The organism is Bradyrhizobium sp. YCK136, from assembly GCF_044570075.1.
Classification (GTDB): Bacteria; Pseudomonadota; Alphaproteobacteria; order Rhizobiales; family Xanthobacteraceae; genus Bradyrhizobium; species Bradyrhizobium diazoefficiens.
The window spans coordinates 7764303-7779398 of record NZ_CP172424.1 but is presented as its reverse complement, the minus strand read 5'-3'; the positions used below and the strand labels follow the sequence as shown (position 1 = coordinate 7779398).

At 63.9% G+C, this 15096-nt stretch carries 12 protein-coding genes and 2 pseudogenes; 9 read left to right on the top strand and 5 right to left on the bottom strand.

The window, feature by feature from the left end; translation table 11 throughout:
• The first annotated feature begins 30 nt into the window (after positions 1-30).
• The 4 genes from ACFLEY_RS37520 to ACFLEY_RS37505 all read left to right on the top strand — a co-directional run bounded on the left by ACFLEY_RS37520 (position 31) and on the right by ACFLEY_RS37505 (position 3923).
• Entirely contained in the window at positions 31-1476 is a 1446-nt protein-coding gene (locus tag ACFLEY_RS37520) for an LVIVD repeat-containing protein (RefSeq protein WP_060910589.1), read from the top strand.
• Positions 1477-1502: 26 nt separating this feature from the next.
• Positions 1503-2012 (top strand): hypothetical protein, encoded by a 510-nt coding sequence (locus tag ACFLEY_RS37515; protein ID WP_249163523.1) that lies wholly within the window; start codon positions 1503-1505, stop codon positions 2010-2012.
• 224 nt (positions 2013-2236) lie between these two features.
• The gene (locus tag ACFLEY_RS37510; RefSeq protein ID WP_171901227.1) at positions 2237-2857 is read left to right on the top strand and encodes a LysE family translocator; all 621 of its coding nucleotides are present in this window, start codon (positions 2237-2239) and stop codon (positions 2855-2857) included.
• 82 nt (positions 2858-2939) lie between these two features.
• Positions 2940-3923, top strand: a complete 984-nt coding sequence (locus ACFLEY_RS37505) for a DUF3592 domain-containing protein (RefSeq protein ID WP_060912921.1) — start codon at positions 2940-2942, stop codon at positions 3921-3923.
• A gap of 21 nt (positions 3924-3944) precedes the next feature.
• Here ACFLEY_RS37505 and ACFLEY_RS37500 read toward each other — a convergent pair whose 3' ends face one another.
• Positions 3945-4748, bottom strand: a complete 804-nt coding sequence (locus ACFLEY_RS37500; protein ID WP_161536319.1) for an N-formylglutamate amidohydrolase — start codon at positions 4746-4748, stop codon at positions 3945-3947.
• A gap of 90 nt (positions 4749-4838) precedes the next feature.
• On the opposite strand from ACFLEY_RS37500, the gene ACFLEY_RS37495 reads away from it, so the two are divergent.
• Complete coding sequence (locus ACFLEY_RS37495; RefSeq protein ID WP_038965426.1) at positions 4839-5738, top strand: transglutaminase family protein; 900 nt, start codon at positions 4839-4841, stop codon at positions 5736-5738.
• Positions 5739-5945: 207 nt separating this feature from the next.
• Here the strand turns inward: ACFLEY_RS37495 and ACFLEY_RS37490 are convergent.
• A pseudogene (locus tag ACFLEY_RS37490) lies at positions 5946-6982 on the bottom strand (IS630 family transposase).
• A gap of 99 nt (positions 6983-7081) precedes the next feature.
• On the opposite strand from ACFLEY_RS37490, the gene ACFLEY_RS37485 reads away from it, so the two are divergent.
• Together ACFLEY_RS37485 and ACFLEY_RS37480 are read left to right on the top strand one after the other, a co-directional pair.
• Positions 7082-7842, top strand: a protein-coding gene (locus ACFLEY_RS37485) for an IS5 family transposase (RefSeq protein WP_110115998.1) whose coding sequence is annotated in 2 segments (ribosomal slippage) — positions 7082-7421 and positions 7421-7842 — 762 coding nt in all. Because the reading frame shifts where the segments join, the coding sequence is not laid out codon by codon here.
• A gap of 76 nt (positions 7843-7918) precedes the next feature.
• Complete coding sequence (locus ACFLEY_RS37480) at positions 7919-8317, top strand: gamma-glutamylcyclotransferase (RefSeq protein ID WP_028172860.1); 399 nt, start codon at positions 7919-7921, stop codon at positions 8315-8317.
• Between the two features lie 83 nt (positions 8318-8400).
• On the opposite strand, the pseudogene ACFLEY_RS37475 reads toward ACFLEY_RS37480, so the two are convergent.
• A pseudogene (locus ACFLEY_RS37475) lies at positions 8401-8963 on the bottom strand (chlorite dismutase family protein).
• A gap of 280 nt (positions 8964-9243) precedes the next feature.
• Here ACFLEY_RS37475 and dnaG point away from each other — a divergent pair.
• Together dnaG and rpoD are read left to right on the top strand one after the other, a co-directional pair.
• A complete protein-coding gene (dnaG, locus tag ACFLEY_RS37470; RefSeq protein WP_060910592.1) occupies positions 9244-11244 on the top strand; it encodes a DNA primase in 2001 nt (666 codons plus the stop codon).
• Positions 11245-11618: 374 nt separating this feature from the next.
• Positions 11619-13778 (top strand): RNA polymerase sigma factor RpoD, encoded by a 2160-nt coding sequence (gene rpoD / locus ACFLEY_RS37465; protein ID WP_060910593.1) that lies wholly within the window; start codon positions 11619-11621, stop codon positions 13776-13778.
• Positions 13779-13886: 108 nt separating this feature from the next.
• Here the strand turns inward: rpoD and ACFLEY_RS37460 are convergent, their stop codons facing one another.
• Together ACFLEY_RS37460 and ACFLEY_RS37455 are read right to left on the bottom strand one after the other, a co-directional pair.
• Positions 13887-14123 carry a hypothetical protein gene (locus ACFLEY_RS37460; protein WP_011090083.1) on the bottom strand — a complete coding sequence of 79 codons (237 nt, stop codon included), beginning with the start codon at positions 14121-14123 and terminating at the stop codon, positions 13887-13889.
• A 517-nt stretch (positions 14124-14640) separates the two neighbouring features.
• The gene (locus ACFLEY_RS37455; protein ID WP_028172863.1) at positions 14641-14988 is read right to left on the bottom strand and encodes a hypothetical protein; all 348 of its coding nucleotides are present in this window, start codon (positions 14986-14988) and stop codon (positions 14641-14643) included.
• Between the last annotated feature and the right edge of the window lie 108 nt (positions 14989-15096).

Here is a 15096-nt window from a genome sequence, read left to right as displayed (position 1 = left end):
AGCCAACGCAGATTGGTTCCGGGAGGATTCATGTTCCGTTGCGTCTTAACTGCCGCGGGCCTCGTCTTCTTCGCTTGCGGCACACCGGCCTACGCGCAGAAGCAGACGATCGGCGCGCCGCCGGAAGCTTCCAACATGAAGCTGGTCGGGACCAACGACCTCCAGGCGCGCAGCGCCTATCAGCCGACCATCCATCATCAGGGCGAGCGCTGGATCGCCTATATCGGCCATCACGGCGGCACCGACGACGTGCCCGCTCCCGTCAATCCGATGACGGGACAGGCGGAGCCGAACGGAACCTCGATCGTCGACGTCACCGATCCCGCGCATCCCAAATATCTGCGTCACCTGCCGGGGCAGGAAGGCAAATATGAATCCGGCGGCGCGCAGATGGTGCGGGTCTGCGACGGCAAGTCGTTGCCGAAGGGCGATCCGAATGCGGTGTACATGCTGCGCACCTTCGGCAGCGAGGCGCATGAGATCTGGAACGTCGCCGATCCCGCCAGCCCTGTGCTGATCGCGCGCATTGGCGGCTTGAAGGACACGCACAAGAGCTGGTGGGAATGCGACACCGGTATCGCCTTTCTCGTCTCGGGCGCGCCGGACTGGCGCACGCGGCGCATGACGCAGGTCTATGACCTCTCCGATCCCGCGCATCCGCAGAAGATCCGCGACTTCGGCCTGCCCGGTCAGGAGCCCGGCGCCACCGGCGCGGTGCCGACCGAACTGCACGGGCCGATCTCGACCGGGCCCCAAGGCAATCGCGTCTTTTTCGGGTACGGCACTAACAAAGGCGGCATCCTTCAGATCGTCGATCGTGACAAGCTCCTGAACGGGCCGAAGGAGCCGACGCCGGACAATCTGCGCTATCCCGAGATTGCGCGGATGCCGATGTCCGCCTTCAACGGCGCGCACACGACGTTCCCGATGCTCGACATGCCCGTTGCGGAATTTTCCGAGGACAAGGACGGCAGGACCCGCGACATCGTGATGATCGTGGACGAGGCGATCCTCAACGAATGCGGCGAGGCGCGGCAGATGGTGTGGTTCGCGGACGTCACCACCGAGACGCGGCCTATGATGATCTCGAGCTATACCGTGCCGGAGGCGAGCGGACAGTTCTGCCAGCGCGGCGGCCGCTTCGGCTCGCACTCCTCGAACGAGAGCATGGCGCCGGTCTACTACAAGAAGCTGGCTTTCATCGCCTTCTTCAATGCCGGCGTGCGCGCGCTCGACATCCGCGACCCCTATCACCCGAAGGAGGTCGGCTATTTCATTCCGTCGATCACGAGCGCGACCGACAAGCGCTGCATCCCGATCGAAGGCGGCGAACGCTGCAAGGTCGCGATCCAGACCAACAATGTGGAGACGGACGATCGCGGCTACATCTACATCGTCGACCGCGCCAATACCGGCCTGCATATCCTCGAGCTGACCGGTCCCGCGCGCGCCGTCGCCGGCCTGCCGAAGAGCTGACGATGCGGCGCGGGGCGAGGATGCTGATGGCCTTGATCGCCCTCGGCGCGCTGCCCGGTCTGCGTGTCCATGCGACGGAACGCGCCGGGCATTGGCAGGAGATGAGCTGGCCGTTTCCCCGCGACGGCTGGCCCGCCGGCCGCGCGTTCCGTTGTACGGCGGGCGGCTGCGACGGCGCCGAGCTCTACGTCCGCGCCAAGCGCGGCTTCTGCAATTGCGACACCGGCGTTGCCGATGACGACGAGGTCGACCGCGTCACCGATATCGACCTGATCAGTCCGCGCTTCACGCCTGTCGCGGCCGGCGAGGCCGTGAGCATCGCGGCCATGCAGGGCCGCATCAGGCACTACGATCTCGACATGCCCGACGGCGCGCGCCATGCCGCCGCCGGCCTCGCGCTGTCGCGCCGCTGCGATCTGCTCGTCGCGGTGGCGCAAGGCGCGGGCGAGGCGAATGCCGCGCAGCGCGCCGCGCTCGTGCTTCTGGAAACGGAGGAGATGAAGCAATGGATGGCTGCTGCATTGGATGGGCGGTGAGGGGGCGCGACCCGCGCCACGTTCTCCGCTGTCATCACCCGCGAAAGCGGGTGATCCAGTATTCCGAGGCGCTCGTGGGATACCGAGAAGCCGCGGCGTACTGGATACCCCGCCTCCGCGGGGTATGACACCGGTGGTTGGGCGGGCACGCTGCGCTCATCTGTCTTCCGTTCCCGTCCTTCCCGTGCATTAATGCCTTCAACCGCTCTCAGCCGAGTCCCTCCATGATGTCCATGCAAGCCTATCTCGCCTTCGTCGCCGCCTGCATTGCGCTGGCGCTGCTGCCGGGTCCGATCGTCACCCTCGTCATCGCCAACGGCCTGCGTCACGGCACGCGTGCGGCGCTGACCAATGTCCTTGGCGCGCAGGCCGGGCTCGCCATCGTCATCGGCATCGTTGCGATCGGCCTGACGTCGCTGATGGCGACCATGGGCTACTGGTTCGACTGGGTGCGCTTTGCCGGCGCCGCCTATCTGGTCTGGCTCGGCATCAAGCTGATCTGGGCGCCGGTCGAGGGCGTCAATGTCGACCAGCCGCCTCCGCCGCCGCGCGGCGGGTTCTTCCTGCAAGGTTTCCTGGTGTTGCTATCGAACCCGAAGGTGCTGGTGTTCTTCGGTGCCTTCATCCCGCAGTTCATGGACATGAACCGCGACCACTTTCCGCAAGTCGCACTGCTCGGCGCAACTTTCATGGTCACCGCGGCGATGACGGACGCGCTCTACGCGATTGCAGCCGGCCGCGCGCGAAAATTCTTCTCGGCCCGCCGCACGCGGATGATGTCGCGCATCTCCGGCGGCTTCATGATCGGCGGCGGCATCTGGCTGGCGCTGACCAGGGCGAAATAACCTTCCAGAGGCCGGTTTGGTTTGAACCCTTCGCGGCGGCAATGCGTCCAATCGGGCATTGCCGCTGACGAAGGATTTTGCCGTGCCTGCTCTGCCCCCGCTCGTTTACGCGATGCTGCTTGCGCCGCTCGCGCTGATCCTGATTGCCGCCGTCGTGAAGACCTGGCAGGCGCGCGAGGCGCGGAGCTGGCCGCAGGCGCCCGGCAAGGTGGTTACATCAGTTGCCGAGGTGCGCGAGGTCAGGGTGTCCGACGACGAGCGCGAAGATGGCTATCGGATGGAGAACCGCAACTTCGCCAACGTGACCTACGAGTATTCGGTCGGCGGCCGCAAGCTGCGCAACAACCGCATCTCGATCGGCGAAGACCTCGGCAATTTCCAGGTCGCCGAGAAACTCGCGAAATATCCCGCCGGCAGCATCGTCACCGTCTACTACAATCCGCGCCATCCCGATCAGGCCGTGCTGGAGCGCGATCTGCCCAAAGGCCTATGGGGCTGTCTCGGCATCGGTACCGTGGTCGTGCTCGCCATCGTGTTCGGCTCGGCCTTCGGTCTCAACCAGAGTTACCAATATCTCGCCCATCACGTCGCACGGCCCGATCTCGCGGGCCTGGTCGTCGCCTTCGGTGCGTTCGGCCTCGTCATCGCGCTGATGGCGTGGGCCGTGCAGCGGCAGGCCTCGATGGCGACGCGGTGGCCGACCGTGCCGGGCACGATCAAGCTGTCGGGAATCGAGGAATATCACGAGGCGAGCGAGCCGGGCGAGCGCCGCGGCACCGAGATGTTCGGCAAGCGCGTGACCTACACCTACCTCTATCAGAACGTCAGCTACACCAATGAATGCGCGCGCGTCGCGGCAGGAACGACGTCGGCGTCTGACGAGATGCTGCGAAAGCTGATGTCACGCTATCAGGACGGCGCGACCGTCGAGGTCCGCGTCAACCCCGACAACCCGGCCGAGGCCACGCTCGACGCCCGCGGCGACGGCCGCATCGCCTACGTGCTGTGGGGCATCGCCGCGATCTTTGCCGCGCTCGCGGTGTTCGTGGCAACGCGTGGCGGTTGACCGCAGCGCCGGCCTGGCTGGCTATGCCACCCTCTCCGCGCGCAACCCCAGCTCGATCTCCGCAAAGATCCGCGCCAGCCGCTCGGCCCATTGCTGCTGGCCGGACTGGTCCGCGATCAGATCCTGGCGGATCTCGATGCCGGTGTTGACGAGGCCGCGGGCTTCGCCATGCACGGGGATGGTGTAGTCGGTGAGGTCGTTGACCGCATAGGGCTCGTTGTCGCCGACGACGAGATCGCTCTCGGCGCGTAGATGTTTGATCAGGAGCTGCGGCAGCACCGTGTCGCGGTTGTAGAGCGCGCCGATATGCCAGGGCCGCTCAACACCGGCATAGACCGATGTGAAGCTGTGCAGCGACACCAGCACCGTCGGCCGCTTGTCGTGCAGGCGGCGGCCGATCGTGGCATCGATGCGATGATGATAGGGCTCGAAAATCTCGCGCCGCCTTGCCGCGCGCTCGCCCGCGGAGATGCCCTCATTGCGCGGGATTGCCGTTGCCTCCGACATCACGGGAATCGAGCTCACGGCGCCCGGCGGGCGGTTGCAGTCGATCACGAGCCGCGAATAGCGCTGCGCGATCAGATGCGCATCCAGCATTTCTGCCAGCCGCTCGGCGACGCCGGCAATGCCGATGTCCCAGGCGATGTGCCGCGTCAGCTCGTTCTCGGCGACGCCGAGATCGCCGAGCGCGCGCGGCAGCACCCGCCCGTAGTGATCCGCGGTGAGCAGAAAGGGCGATGCCCCCGCCGCATTCACCTCATGCACTGGCGGAATGTCACCCTCGCCGAGCAGTTGATCGGTCGCGTCGGCTGTGTCTAAAGCCATCCTGATTGCCTATGGAAAATGCAGTCACCCCAAGAATCGGGCAGAATCGCTATAGATTGATCCGCCCAAAGTCACCATGATCGCCTCACGATGCCGCTGCTCACGATTCATCACAAGACCGAATATCGCTATAACCGCCCCGTGGCGTTCGGCGAACACCGGATCATGCTCCGTCCGCGCGACGGGCACGATCTGCGCGTGCTCGACTCCAGGCTCGAAATCTCGCCCGAGCCGATGTCGCTGCACTGGATCCACGACGTGTTCGGCAATTCGGTCGCGATCGCCAATTTCGACGAGCGCGCGGACGCGCTGATCTTCGACTGGCATGTCACCGTCGAGCACAATCCGGTGGAGGAGTTCGCGCTGACGCCGGACGATCCGGCCTATTTCTATCCCTTCGTCTACGACGACGAGGAATTCCCCGATCTCGTCCAGTACATCACGCCGCAATACACCGATCCCGACGGCGAGATCGCGGAGTGGGCGCGCGGGTTCCTCGACGAGGACGCGCCGACGCCGACCTTCAAGATCTTGAGCGGCATGACGCACGGCATCCGCAAGCAGTTCAAATACCGCAAGCGCCACGAGTTGGGCACGCAGCATCCGCTCGACACTTTGCAGTCGGGCACAGGAACTTGTCGGGACTATGCGCTGTTCATGATTGAGGCGCTGCGCCAGCTCGGCATCGCCGCGCGATTCGTCTCCGGCTACATCTTCGTGCCGGAGGATATCGAGCAGCGGCACGTCGGCGGCGGTTCGACGCACGCCTGGGTGCAGGTCTATTTGCCGAGCGCGGGCTGGATCGAGTTCGATCCGACCAACGGCATCGTCGGCACCCGCGACCTGATCCGGGTCGCGGTCGCCCGCGATCCGCGCCAGGCGATCCCGCTGCACGGCGTCTATATCGGCTCCGGGGATGCCTTCGAAGCCATGGACGTGAACATCAAGGTGGTTTCGGACGACCAGGAGATGGAGGCAGAGGTCTTGTAGATGGACATCGGGGTCGGCTTCGAGATCACCTACGCGGCAAGGCGGGCACAACGCCTCTCCAACGTCGTCCTGGCGAAAGCCAGGACCCATACCGCGGAATCTATCGATTGCGAACGGTAGTCGTACCGAACGACGAGTCTTCGCCAAACGGCTCCCCGGGGTAATGGGTCCTGGCCCCCGTGCGCAATTGCGCACTAGTACCCGGAATCAGAGCTGAGTGATACGGCGGCCTTTGAAACGGCGTTGACGGACCTTTTTCTTGGTCCAGACGAAGGGCTCGGCTCTGTCGTTGTATGCGTTGACGTAGGCATCGATGTGTTCCTGAAGCTGCTTGAGGCTCGTGAAGGAGGTGCCGCTGAGCGACTGCCCCTGCAAGATGGAAAACCATACTTCGACCTGATTGAGCCATGACGCACTTGTCGGCGTGAAATGAAATTGCACGTTGGGGTGGGCCTTGAGCCAGTCCTCGTTCTTTTTATGGGTGTTGAGGTTGTCGAGGATGACGTGAAGCTTGCGGTTCGGAAAAGCCGCGGTGACGCTGTTCATGAAATCGAGAAACTCGACGCGGCGCCGGCGTTTTGAATGGGTCGCGATGATCTTTCCGGTGGCGACTTCGAGCGCCGCAAACAATGTTGTGGTGCCATGCCGCTTGTAATCGTGGCTTTGGCCGGTCAAGGCGCGGCCATTGGGCAACTTCAGATAACCCTGCGCTCGCTCCAAAGCCTGGATCGAGGGCTTCTCGTCCACGCACAGCACAATGGCCTTCGCCGGCGGCGCGACATAGAGGCCGACAACATCGGCGGCTTTGGCCGTAAAGTTCGGGTCGTTGCTCTCGCACCAGGACTTGCGAGCCACCAGGTCAATCTTGTGGCTGCGCAGGAACCGCCAGACATATTGGACATCGACATCGCCCAGCGCCTCGGCCAGCAGGGGGCCGGTCCAGCGCGCAAACCCTTGCGGTGGCGGCTTATCCAGCAGCTTCAGAATCCGCTTGTCGGTCGTCTTCGTATAGATCGGCTGCTTGCCAGGCCGCGGCTTGTCTTGCAGCCCTTCAAGGCCATGACAATCCGCGGCTGGACCCCAACTTCCTTGGCGATCGACCGGGTGCTGCGCCCATCCGCCGCCAACAGAACTATCCGCGCCCGCTTCAAATCGCGCTGCAACGTCACCGGTGAGCGACAGCACGCCTCAAGCACCTTGCGATCTTTCCTCGAAAGGTGGACTTCTCTTGCTTCGGGTATCATCCCGACCTTGAATCACGACTCACGTTCCAAGTACTAGGGTCTGTACCTAAATAGCGCCACGTGATTCTCTTGCCTACGTGTTGATTCGGGGGCGAGAGAATGCGCGCTGGTTTGTTTTGGCTGAACGACAGGCAATGGGCGCGTATCGAACCGCATCTGCCGAGGGGACTGACGGGGCCGGATCGGGACGACGACCGACGCATCGTCAGCGGCATCATTCACATGCTGCAATCGGGTGCACGATGGCGTGATTGTCCACGTGAATACGGCCCTTACACGACGATCTACAATCGCTTCAATCGCTGGGCCAAGCGAGGACGATGGTGCGCAATCTTCGAAGCGCTGGCCAAGCCTGGCGAAGACGGCGTCGTACTGTCGCTCGACTCGACCTCGATTAAAGCTCACCGGTGTGCCTCCGGCGGAAAAGGGGGGAGCACAATCAAGCAATCGGCCGCTCGCGCGGAGGCCGCACGACAAAAATCCATGCGCTGAGCGATCCGCTCTGCCGGCCGGTCGTCCTGCATCTGACTCCAGGCCAGGATGCCGATATCGCTGCGGCTCCCGATGTCCTGGCGCTCGCGCCACCCATGAGCGTGCTCCTCGCCGACAAAGGGTATGATGGCGACAAGCTTCGCGGCGAAATCATTCGTCGTGGCGCCAAGCCCGTAATCCCCAATAAATCTAACCGTGTCGTCATCCATCGCTTCAACAAACGCGCCTACAAAGGACGAAATGTCATCGAACGCTGCTTTTGCAGGCTCAAGGACTTCCGGCGCATCGCCACGCGATATGACAAGCTCGCCCGTAATTTTTTGGCCGCTGTTCATCTCGCCGCTCTCGTCGCATATTGGCTCAATTGAGTCTGGACCCTAGGCCAGGACGACATCGAATGTGCAACGCTGTCGTTCCGCAAAATTCACAGTTATAGACACCCCCATGACCTCCGATCGTCTCTTCGTCTATGGCACCCTGATGCGTGGCTTCGACCATCCGATGGCGCGGCTGCTTGCCGGCCACGCGGAATTTCTGGGTAAAGCGACCTGCCGCGGCCGGCTCTTTCTCATCAAGCATTATCCGGGATTGCTGCTGTCGGATGCGCCGTCCGACCTTGTCCATGGCGAGCTGTTCCACATGCGCGTGCCCGACGAGCTGCTGCGCGAGCTCGACATGTACGAGGCCTGCGGCGAGGGGTTTCCGGAGCCGACCGAATATCTGCGCAAGCTGATCGACGTGACGCTGCCGGACGGCACCGCCGGCAAGGCGTGGACCTATGTCTACAACTGGCCCGTCGCCGATCTGCCCCGCATCGAGTCGGGGCGCTTCCTGGAGCACTAGAGCATGATCCGGAAAAGTGCGTAGCGGTTTTCCGACAAGATCATGCTCAAAAAAAATAACCTAAAGCGCGATCTCTTCGCGCTTTAGGCCGACAGCACTTCCTTGACCACGCGCACGTCCACTTCGCGTTCGACGTAAGTCCATTCCTCGGTGCGCCTGAGCATCGCCACCAGCTCCTCGAACAGCGAGGCGTGCGCGGGGGCGAACTCGAACCAAGTCAGGAAGTCGAAGGGGCCGCCGAGGTCGCGGCAGTGATAGAGCTGCCGCGCGATGGCGGGCAGGAAGCGCAGGCTGCTGGCGATGTGGTGCGATCTGTCCTCGAAAATCCTGCGGCGCTCTTCCTGCGTCAGCTCCCACCAGGCCTGCGACTTGCGGATCGGGATCAGCGCCGCGCTGGTTGCCTCGAGCCGGCCGAGCCCGGCTGCACGGCCACGAGCTGCTGCTTCTCGGCGCGCTCGGTGTAGCGCAAGCTGCTGGGCACGCCGGCAAGCCGCCACGCATTGCGCGAAGGCACCAGCGGCAACGAGACCGCCTCGCTGTCGGTGACCGACAGCGCCGGCATGAAGGGCAGGGGCTCGCCCGTCACCGGCGAAATCGAGGTGATGCGCCAGCCCCCGCTGTGGCCGCCTCGAAAGGTCCTGAACATAGGGATATGGAAGCGTGGAACCGGGTTAGGTTCAAGCTTTTCGCGTCATTCCCGGCCACCTGTTCCGTCGCCCTTCGAGGCTCGCCGAAGAGGCGAGCGCCTCCAGCGACAATGGCTTCGCCATTGCGCGGGGGTGACGGGATGGGCGCCTCGGGATGACGGCGCCTGTGCATAGGTCGAATAACCCGGATAAGCCTGACAAACCTGACTTTTGGGCGGGCCGCACCTATATCCCTGATCCTTCGCCCGACTCACACGGTTTCGCGCTAGACACACCCCCATGCGCTTCACGCCCCAATTCCTCGACGAGCTGCGTGCCCGGCTTTCGGTTTCCGAAGTCGTGGGCAAGCGCGTCAAGCTGAAGAAGGCCGGACGGGAGTGGAAGGGGCTGTCGCCGTTCCAGCAGGAGAAGACGCCGTCCTTCTACGTCAACGACCAGAAGGGTTTTTACCACGACTTCTCCTCCGGCAAGCATGGCGACATCATCACCTTCGTGATGGAGACCGACGGCCTGCCGTTCGCAGAGGCGGTCGAGCGGCTCGCGAGCATGGCGGGCCTGCCGCTGCCGGCGGTGACGCCCGATGCGGCGCGCCAGGAGCAGCGGCGCCGCTCGCTGCATGACGTCATGGATCTCGCGGCAAAGTATTTCGCCGAAACGCTGGCTTCGCGCGTCGGCGCCAAGGCGCGCGGCTATCTCGCCGATCGCGCCATCTCGCCGGCGACGCAATTGCAGTTCCGCCTCGGCTATGCCTCGCCCGATCGCTTCGCGCTGAAGGAGCATCTCGGCAAGCTCGGCGTCTCCGTCGACGACATGGTCGAGACCGGCCTGCTGATCGGCGGCGACGATATTCCCGTGCCCTATGACCGCTTCCGCGATCGCGTGATGTTTCCGATCACCGATCTGCGCGGCCGCGTCATCGCCTTCGGCGGACGCGCGCTGGAGAAGGACGTTCCGGCCAAATACCTGAACTCGCCGGAGACGCCGCTCTTCCACAAGGGCGACAATCTCTACAACCACCAGACCGCGCGCAAAGCCACGCATGACGGCAGCGCGCTGATCGTGGTCGAAGGCTATGTCGACGTCATCGCCATGGTCACCGCGGGCTTTGCCGGCAGCGTGGCGCCGCTCGGCACCGCGCTCACCGAAAACCAGCTCGCGCTGCTCTGGAAGATGGCGGACGAGCCGATCCTCTGCTTCGACGGCGACAGGGCCGGCCAGAAGGCGGCCTATCGTGCGGCCGATCTCGCCTTGCCGTTTCTCGCGCCCGGAAAAAGCTTGCGCTTTGCGCTGCTGCCGGAAGGGCAGGACCCCGACGATCTCGTCCGCTCCGGCGGGCGTGGCGCGATGGAAGAGGTGATCGCGGCGGCGCGTCCGCTCGCCGACATGCTCTGGTCGCGCGAGCTCGAAGGCGGCAACTTCGCCACCCCCGAGCGGCGCGCTGCACTGGAGGCGCGCATCAAGGAGCTCGCGGGCGGCATCCGCGACGAGGTGGTGCGGCGCTATTATCGCCAGGATCTCGCCGAGCGGCTTCAGCGTACGTTTGCGCCCGAGAGCGGGCGCGGCGGCTTTGCCGGCCGTGGCAATTTCCGCCCCGGTCAGAGCGGCCGCCCGTTCCAGCCGCGGAGCGGCGGGCAGGCGAATCGATTCGGCGGCCAGGGGTTCCGCGGCGCGCCCGGCCCCACCCCGCTACCCTCCGGCCCATACCAGGCGGCGAGCCCCCAGCTCGCGACGAGCCCGATCATGAAGGGCCAGCGCAGCGTCATCTCCCGCAGGGAGGCCCTGATCCTGCAATGCCTGATCAACCACCCCTGGCTGCTGCATGAGCACCTTGAGGAGGTGGCCGCCCTGGAATTCGCCCATCCGGAGGCCCACAAGCTCCGCGCCGGCATTATCGTCGCTTTCGCCAACGACCATCACCACTCGCCGGACCCTGGCGAGCTGGCCGAGAAGATGCGGGCCGACATCGAGAAGGGAGGATTTTCTCAGCTTCTTCAAAGGGTTGAGAATGGCATCACGACCGCGGCGGTGTGGGGCGCGCGGGAAGGCGCGGCACGGGACGACGTTCTCTCCACTTGGCATCAGCTGGTTGCCTTGCATCGGCAATGGCATTCACTACTTAGAGAGCTGAAGGACGCCGAGCTGGCCTTGGGGGAGGACCCCAGCGAGGCCAATTTGGCGTGGCTGCGTGACGTCAAGGCTCGGATAGGCGAAGTCGACGGCACCGAGGCCCTGATCGAGGGTTTTGGCGAGCTGTCGGGCCGGTTCCAGAAGAGCGTGTGATGAAAGAATCATGCGGACGGCCGGGGCCGGAACCGCTAAAAGACTCGCCAAATCCATGGTTTGGCGGCAAAAACAGGGTTAATCGAGGCTTAACGGTCTTGTAGCACTTTGGCCCAGAGGCGGCCGCAGGCAGAACAGACGCGTCAGGAATGAATCCGCGCGAGAACTGTTGGCACTACACCTGCATCCGCTGCGACAAAGAGGCTCACGAAGCGTTAGGCAAATCCGGCGAGAGAAAGTTGGGGGTGGCGAGAGATGTGCGCGCCGCCCTTTCCGTGTCGAGAGCTGACGAAGCGAGAGCGTCGAGCAACAGGTTCAAGTGATTTCAGGCAGGCGCGGCGAACGTCTGTGTGAAACGCGTTTAGGAGCAATGGATGGCCACCAAGGCAAAGACGCTGCAGGCGAAGGACAAGGAAAAAGACGACAAGGCAGCGGATGCTCCCGAGAAGGATTCCCAGGACGCGCCCTCGCCGTTGCTCGATCTGTCCGACGCGGCCGTGAAGAAGATGATCAAGCAGGCCAAGAAGCGCGGCTTCGTGACCTTCGATCAGCTCAATGAAGTGTTGCCGTCCGACCAGACCTCGCCCGAGCAGATCGAGGACATCATGTCCATGCTCTCGGACATGGGCATCAACGTCACCGAAGCCGACGATAGCGAAGGCGAGGAAGACAAGGACGAGGGCGGCGAGGACGAGACCGACAACGAACTCGTCGAGGTCACCCAGAAGGCCGTCACCGAGGTCAAGAAGAGCGAGCCGGGCGAGCGCACCGACGATCCCGTGCGCATGTATCTGCGCGAGATGGGCACCGTCGAGCTGCTCTCCCGCGAAGGCGAAATCGCGATCGCCAAGCGCATCGAGGCCGGCCGCGAGGCGATGATCGCAGGGCTGTGCGAAAGCCCGCTGAGCTTCCAGGCCATCATCATCTGGCGCGACGAACTCAACGAAGGCAAGATCTTCCTTCGCGACATCATCGATCTCGAAGCGACCTATGCCGGCCCCGAAGCCAAGGGCGGCATGAACACCGCGATGATCGGCGGCCCCACCGGTGAGAACGGCGAAGCCACGGCCGAGGGCGGCGAAGCGGTTGCAGTGACCGGGACTGCGCCCGCGCATGTCGCCCCGCCCGCCGCGCCGCCGGCGCCGACCCCGTTCCGCGCCGCGCCTGCCGCCGGCAACGGCGCCGAGGCCGAGAAGGATCCGGGCGAGGCCGCCGCCGAAGCCGACATGGACGAGGACGACGAGTTCGAGAACCAGATGTCGCTTGCGGCGATCGAGGCCGAGCTCAAGCCCAAGGTCGTCGAGATCTTCGACAAGATCGCCGAGAGCTACAAGAAGCTGCGCAAGCTTCAGGAGCAGGACATCCAGAACCAGCTCGAGAGCACCTCGCATGGGCCCTCGCTCTCGCCGCACCAGGAGCGCAAGTACCGCAAGCTCAAGGACGAGATCATCGTCGAGGTGAAGTCGCTGCGCCTCAACCAGGCGCGTATCGACTCACTCGTCGAGCAGCTCTACGACATCAACAAGCGCCTCGTCTCGCATGAGGGCCGCCTGATGCGTCTCGCCGACAGCCACGGCGTCGCGCGCGAGGATTTCCTGCGCAACTACACCGGCTCGGAGCTCGATCCGCGCTGGCTCAACCGCGTGTCGAAGCTGTCGGCCAAGGGCTGGAAGAACTTCGTCCACCACGAGAAGGACCGCATCAAGGACCTCCGCCACGAGGTGCATCAGCTCGCTGCGCTCACCGGCCTGGAGATCGTCGAGTTCCGCAAGATCGTGCACTCCGTGCAGAAGGGCGAGCGCGAAGCCCGCCAGGCCAAGAAGGAGATGGTGGAAGCCAACCTCCGTCTCGTGATCTCGATCGCGAAGAAGTACACCAACCGCGGCCTGCAGTTCCTCGACCTGATCCAGGAAGGCAACATCGGCCTGATGAAGGCCGTCGACAAGTTCGAGTATCGCCGCGGCTACAAGTTCTCGACCTACGCCACGTGGTGGATCCGGCAGGCGATCACCCGCTCGATCGCCGACCAGGCGCGCACCATCCGCATCCCCGTGCACATGATCGAGACGATCAACAAGATCGTGCGCACGAGCCGCCAGATGCTCAACGAGATCGGCCGCGAGCCGACCCCTGAAGAGCTCGCCGAGAAGCTCGGCATGCCCTTGGAGAAGGTCCGCAAGGTCCTCAAGATCGCCAAGGAGCCGTTGTCGCTCGAAACCCCCGTCGGTGACGAGGAGGATTCGCATCTCGGCGATTTCATCGAGGACAAGAACGCGATCCTGCCGATCGACGCCGCGATCCAGTCGAACCTGCGCGAGACCACCACGCGCGTGCTCGCCTCGCTCACTCCGCGCGAAGAGCGCGTGCTGCGCATGCGCTTCGGCATCGGCATGAACACCGACCACACGCTGGAAGAAGTCGGCCAGCAGTTCTCGGTGACCCGCGAGCGTATTCGCCAGATCGAGGCCAAGGCGCTGCGCAAGCTGAAGCATCCGTCGAGGAGCCGGAAGCTGCGGAGCTTCCTGGATAACTAATTCGGATTCTCATGCCCGGGCCTGACCCGGGCATCCAGACGAAAACGGCGGGCCGAAAGCCCGCCGTTTTTCGTTTGTGCTGACGCGTCGCGTGTCGCGCTCGAAGTCCTACTTCTTCTTCACCCCCACCCGCTCGATCTCCTTGATCGCCAGCGGCGGGCGGCCGGATTTTTCGGCGATCTCGCGGTCCTGCTCCATGATGAAGCCGCGGGCGGGCTCGTCGCCCTCGAGGCCCCCGAGCAATTCCGCGGGGACGCGGCGGTTGGAGCGTTGGGAGCCGTCCTCATAGACGACGTTGAAGAAGGCAAACTCGCCTTTGGGATTGGTCCCGGGTTTCTTGGCCATGGCGGCTTGTCGTCGATAAGGGCGCCATAGTCAAATGGCTTTGGGGGTTGTCAGCATGGAGCCGCGGCCTGCGGAGGTCTCCGTGCCATCGATCGGCGAAATCTGATTTCAAGAAATGGATGCGCCCGGCGCTTCGTAAGGTCCGTTGCGGCCCTTCCTCAATAAACGGCGGGCCGAAAAGCCCGCCGTTTATTTTGGGTCTTCAGTGTCGCCCGGGGCTGGCGGGGCGACAACCTAGGATAGAATAATATAACTCGCGCCATGCCGTGGCAAGATAAATCGCCGCAGCGTTGGTGTCGCAGTGAGCGCATCAGATATGCGTCGATCGCGATCTCTGGTTTCGATGCGCGCCGAAACAATTGCTTGGACTATAAAATCACTTTGTTCATCTTGTCCGCTCTCGCGATGCAGCGAGAGTTACGCGCTTGTAGCGAGGCGCGTCGGGCTGCACGTGTTCCCGTTTGCGTGCCGACAATGTGATCCGGTGCGGACGAGTTCCATCTTCGCGGTGCACATCTCAATGCGTGCGCCTGCGCTGCGCCAGTTCCTGGACGGCGAGCGGCGATTGGTGTCCGCCGCCGCGCCCGCTATCATCCTCCTTACGTCCCTGCGCCATGATCGCGCTGCCCATCGCGGCGGAACCGAAGGTGATGAGGAACGAAGCGAGCAGCAGAACAAGCGCAACGCCGCCTGCGCGGTCGGCGAGGATCAGCTCGCGCAGATGCCCGGGGTTGAGCCAGAGCAGGCCGCCGACGAGAAGCGCCGCGGCGCAGGCGCCGATCGCGAGGTTGATGGCGAGCAGGCGGAAGAGCGGGATGCGCAGCAGGGCGGGGCGGGTTGGTTTAGGTTGCTGATTGTTGGGCATGGCGGTTCGCCTCCTACAGAAGCGCAGAAATTATAGCGACAAGTCCGCCATCCGTCATGCCGGGGCGCGCAAAGCGCGAACTATGACGCGCAATTGCGCATCTGAGAA

Coding starts and splice junctions, on each gene's coding strand:
- ACFLEY_RS37520 (WP_060910589.1), top strand. CDS start 31: ATGTTCCGTTGCGTCTTAACTGCCGCGGGCCTCGTCTTCTTCGCTTGC.
- ACFLEY_RS37515 (WP_249163523.1), top strand. CDS start 1,503: ATGGCCTTGATCGCCCTCGGCGCGCTGCCCGGTCTGCGTGTCCATGCG.
- ACFLEY_RS37510 (WP_171901227.1), top strand. CDS start 2,237: ATGATGTCCATGCAAGCCTATCTCGCCTTCGTCGCCGCCTGCATTGCG.
- ACFLEY_RS37500 (WP_161536319.1), bottom strand. CDS start 4,748: ATGGCTTTAGACACAGCCGACGCGACCGATCAACTGCTCGGCGAGGGT.
- ACFLEY_RS37495 (WP_038965426.1), top strand. CDS start 4,839: ATGCCGCTGCTCACGATTCATCACAAGACCGAATATCGCTATAACCGC.
- ACFLEY_RS37480 (WP_028172860.1), top strand. CDS start 7,919: ATGACCTCCGATCGTCTCTTCGTCTATGGCACCCTGATGCGTGGCTTC.
- dnaG (WP_060910592.1), top strand. CDS start 9,244: ATGCGCTTCACGCCCCAATTCCTCGACGAGCTGCGTGCCCGGCTTTCG.
- rpoD (WP_060910593.1), top strand. CDS start 11,619: ATGGCCACCAAGGCAAAGACGCTGCAGGCGAAGGACAAGGAAAAAGAC.
- ACFLEY_RS37460 (WP_011090083.1), bottom strand. CDS start 14,123: ATGGCCAAGAAACCCGGGACCAATCCCAAAGGCGAGTTTGCCTTCTTC.
- ACFLEY_RS37455 (WP_028172863.1), bottom strand. CDS start 14,988: ATGCCCAACAATCAGCAACCTAAACCAACCCGCCCCGCCCTGCTGCGC.